We start from the raw sequence: 4,128 nt of genomic DNA on the forward strand, positions 1-4,128 counted from the left end.
GCCGACGATCTGCGCGAAGCCGAACGCGGCGCCGACTCCCCGCTGAAGGCTGCCCTGTGGTCGATCGGGTCCGCCCGGCAGCCGGTAAGTCTCGCCGGAGCGTTCGGCGGCTTCGACGCAGCGACCCGGCGCGGAGCCTTCGGCCGCCTCCTCTCGATCGGCGGGATGTTCGGTTCCGGTCCGCCTGCGTTCCGCAACCGGCAGCTGCTGGCCCTGCACGCCGCGGGCATCGTGCGCTTCCTCGGGCCGCGGCCCGCGCTCACCATCACCGACGACGGCTTCCGCGTGGTGTCGGCGCAGATCCCGGATGCCGACATCACCGCCCGCGCCCTCATCGATGCGTGGATGCACATGCACGACGCCGGCTCCAGCGCCGATCCGCTCGTGCGGTCGTTGACGGATGCCGGACGCCTGCGCGTCTTCCAGGTCGCCGACAGCGACGGACAGCTCGGAGCGACCGGCGGCATCGACATCGATCCGGCCACCGGTCTGCTCATAGGGTCGGATGGCACGCTTGACCCCGCCGTACACGTGGCCGGGATCCCCGTCGACGAGGTCGTGCACGACACGATCATCAGCCCCATGCCGGGCACGAATCCCACCATGCTGCGTGAGACCGACAGGGTCGCGCGCAGCGCCGTGCGGATCGCGCTGCACGCGGCATCCGTCCCACCCTCTGTTCCGCTCGCAAGGAGTTCTGCATGACCGCATCCGGTGTTCGCCCCCAAGCCCTCGTGACGGGAGCCACCGGCGGCATGGGTGGTGAGATCGTGCGCGAGCTCTCACGCACGCACGACGTCATTGCGGTGGGTCGCAGCGCCGATGCGCTGAGCGAACTGGCGGCGCAGACGGGCGCGACGCCGTGGGTCCTCGACATCACGGATGCCGAAGCCCTCGCTGCCCGCACGGCAGAACTCACACGCCTGGACGTTCTCGTGCACGGGGCTGCGATTGCCGCGGTCCACACGACCGAGACCGCAAGGCCCGAGGACTGGGAACGCCAGTTCGCCATCAACGTGTTCGCACCGGCAGAGCTCACGCGTCAGGTGCTGCCGTTGCTGCGCGAGAGCCAGGGAACCGTAGTGTTCATCGGCTCGGGCGCCGGGACTCGCCCCGTTCCCGGTCACGCGATCTATACGGCATCCAAACACGCGCTTCGGGGCTTTGCCGACGTGCTGCGCATCGACGAGCAGCGCCATCGCGTGCGGGTCGTGACGCTCGCCCCGGGCCAAACCGACACCGGGATGCTGCGCACGCAGTCTGCCGAAATGGGCACCCCGTACGAGCCCGAGCGTTACATCAAGCCGTCGTCGGTCGCGGCGACAGTCCGGTTCCTCGTGGATGCCTCCCCCGACGTCCACCTCACCGACATCGCCGTGCGCCCCCGGGTCGAGATCGCGCGCCTCTGACATCGCCGGCGCGGCGCGAGGGGGTGGCTAACTCCTCATCTCCGGAGCAGGTTGTTGTGCCGCTGTGCGCAGCATCCGGTCCCTGCCGCCGTTCTCACTGAGTTGGCGACGGCCGACGACGGAGCCGATCCGACACGAATCCCAAGGTCGGATGCCGGCCCGGCTCTCTCGCCCGACCGGTTCGGCCCGGCGCGCCCGGTGTCGCTAAGTCCTCACTTCCGGGCCGAGCTCGCGCGACGCCACGCCTGGCATCCGGCTCGCCCGCCGTTCTTGCTGAGTTGGCCACAGCCGATGACTCGCACGGATGCCGTCACGAATCGAGAAGACGGATGTCGCGGCATCCCGCTAGCGTGTGCTCATGCCTGCACCGAAGACGCACGCCGCGGACGCCCATGACCTCATCCGCGTGCACGGTGCACGGGAGAACAACCTCAAGAACGTCGACGTCGAACTACCCAAGCGGCGTCTCACGGTGTTCACCGGAGTGAGCGGGTCAGGCAAAAGCTCGCTCGTGTTCGGCACGATCGCCGCCGAATCGTCGCGGATGATCAACGAGACGTACTCGACGTTCATCCAGGCGTTCATGAATACGCCCCCGCGTCCGGATGTCGACGTGCTCGAGGGCCTGACGACCGCGATCATCGTCGACCAAGAGCGGATGGGCGCCAACGCACGGTCGACCGTGGGAACGGCGACGGATGCCAACGCCCTCCTGCGGATCCTCTTCAGCCGCGTCGGCCAGCCGCACGTCGGCGGCCCGCAGGCGTTCTCGTTCAACGTCGCCTCGGTCAGCGGCAAGGGCGCCGTGACCAGCCAGACCGCCGACGGCAAGAAGGTCGAACGGCGCAGCTTCACCGTCACCGGCGGAATGTGCCCGCACTGTGACGGCATGGGTCAGGTCAGCGACATCGATCTCGCGCAACTGTTCGACGAGACGAAGACGCTCGCCGCCGGGGCGCTCACGGTTCCCGGATACACGGCCGATGGCTGGTACGTGAAGATCTTCGGCGGAGTCGTACCGATGGATGTGCCGATCAAGGACTTCACCGAGCAGCAACGGCACGACTTCCTCTACGGCGAGCCGCGCAAGATCAAGCTCGAGAACATCAACATGACCTACGAGGGTCTGGTGCCGAAGATCCAGAAGTCGTTCCTGTCGAAGGACGTCGACTCGATGCAGCCCCACATCCGCGCGTTCGTCGAACGGGCCGTCGCGTTTCAGCCCTGCCCCGAGTGCGGCGGTACTCGCCTCAACGAGGGGGCGCGATCGTCGAAGATCGCAGGCAAGAGCATCGCGGATGCCTGCGCCATGCAGATCTCGGATCTTGCCGCCTGGGTGAAAGGGCTGGATGAACCGAGTGCCGCTCCCCTGCTGCGGAGCCTCGGCGTCCTCTTCGACTCGTTCGTCGACATCGGCCTCGGCTACCTCTCGCTCGATCGCGCATCGGGGACGCTCTCGGGCGGCGAGGCGCAGCGCACCAAGATGATCCGGCACCTCGGGTCTGCTCTCACCGACGTCACCTATGTCTTCGACGAGCCGACGGTGGGGCTGCACCCGCACGACATCCAGCGCATGAACCGCCTCCTCGAGCAGTTGCGCGACAAGGGCAACACGGTGCTCGTCGTCGAGCACAAGCCCGAAACGATCGCGATCGCCGATCACGTCGTCGACCTCGGGCCCGGCGCGGGATCGAGCGGCGGGCAGATCATGTTCGAGGGCACGGTCGAGGCGCTGCGGGCCTCGGGCACCCTCACGGGGCGGCACCTGGACGATCGGGCGCAGCTGAAGGCATCCGTCCGCCAGCCGTCGGGGGCGATCGAAGTGCGCGGCGCGAGCTCCCACAACCTGCAGGACGTGGATGTCGACATCCCGCTCGGCATCCTGGTCGCCGTCACCGGGGTCGCGGGGTCGGGCAAGAGCTCGCTGATCCACGGATCGGTTGCCGGCCGCGAGGGTGTCGTCGCGATCGATCAGGGCGCGATCAAGGGCTCGCGCCGCTCGAGCCCCGGTACCTACACGGGGATGCTCGAGCCGATCCGCAAGGCGTTCGCGAAGGCGAACGGCGTCAAGCCCGCGCTGTTCAGTGCGAACTCCGACGGCGCGTGCCCCGTGTGCAAGGGGTCGGGCGTCATCGTGACCCAGCTCGGACCCATGGAGCAGATGGAGACCCCGTGCGACGTGTGTGAGGGCAAGGGCTTCGATGAGGCGGTTCTCGTCCATCTGTTGGGCGGCAAGAACATCGTCGAGGTGCTCGATATGTCGGCATCCGACGCTGCGGAGTTCTTCACCTCGGGCGAGGCGAAGGTGCCGGCGGCGGCCTCGATCTTGAACCGGATGGTGGATGTCGGGCTCGGCTACATCCGGATCGGCCAGCCGCTGCCCACCCTCTCGGGCGGGGAGCGGCAGCGGCTGAAGCTCGCGGTGCACATGGGCGAGAAGGGCAGCGTCTACGTGCTCGATGAGCCGACGACGGGTCTGCACCTCGCCGACGTCGAGAACCTGCTGGGCCTGCTCGACCGGCTCGTCGACTCGGGGGTGTCGGTCATCGTCATCGAGCACCACCAGGCGGTCATGGCCCATGCGGACTGGATCATCGACCTCGGCCCGGGTGCCGGACACGACGGTGGCCGGGTCGTGTTCGAGGGCACGCCCGCCGACCTGGTCGCCGCCCGCTCGACGCTGACCGGCCAGCACCTCGCCGACTACGTCGGCGCCTGA

The 4,128-nt window shown here is 68.3% G+C and carries 2 protein-coding genes and 1 pseudogene; all 3 read left to right on the plus strand.

Annotated features, from left to right (window positions below):
- Positions 1 to 705 (plus strand): annotated as a pseudogene (locus B3587_RS03435) (hypothetical protein); the annotation flags it as partial.
- Positions 702 to 1,409, plus strand: coding sequence for an SDR family oxidoreductase (locus B3587_RS03440; RefSeq protein WP_292726566.1), 708 nt, complete (start codon positions 702 to 704; stop codon positions 1,407 to 1,409). The pseudogene B3587_RS03435 and the gene B3587_RS03440, both read left to right, overlap by 4 nt.
- Before the next feature lie 358 nt (positions 1,410 to 1,767).
- Entirely contained in the window at positions 1,768 to 4,128 is a 2,361-nt protein-coding gene (locus B3587_RS03445; RefSeq protein ID WP_292726568.1) for an excinuclease ABC subunit UvrA, read from the plus strand.

It is taken from the genome of Microbacterium sp. UBA837 (assembly GCF_002296025.1).
Lineage (GTDB): Bacteria > Actinomycetota > Actinomycetes > Actinomycetales > Microbacteriaceae > Microbacterium.

Excerpts from the sequence above, each read along its gene's own strand:
- B3587_RS03440 (WP_292726566.1), top strand. The coding sequence starts at position 702 with ATGACCGCATCCGGTGTTCGCCCCCAAGCCCTCGTGACGGGAGCCACC.
- B3587_RS03445 (WP_292726568.1), top strand. The coding sequence starts at position 1,768 with ATGCCTGCACCGAAGACGCACGCCGCGGACGCCCATGACCTCATCCGC.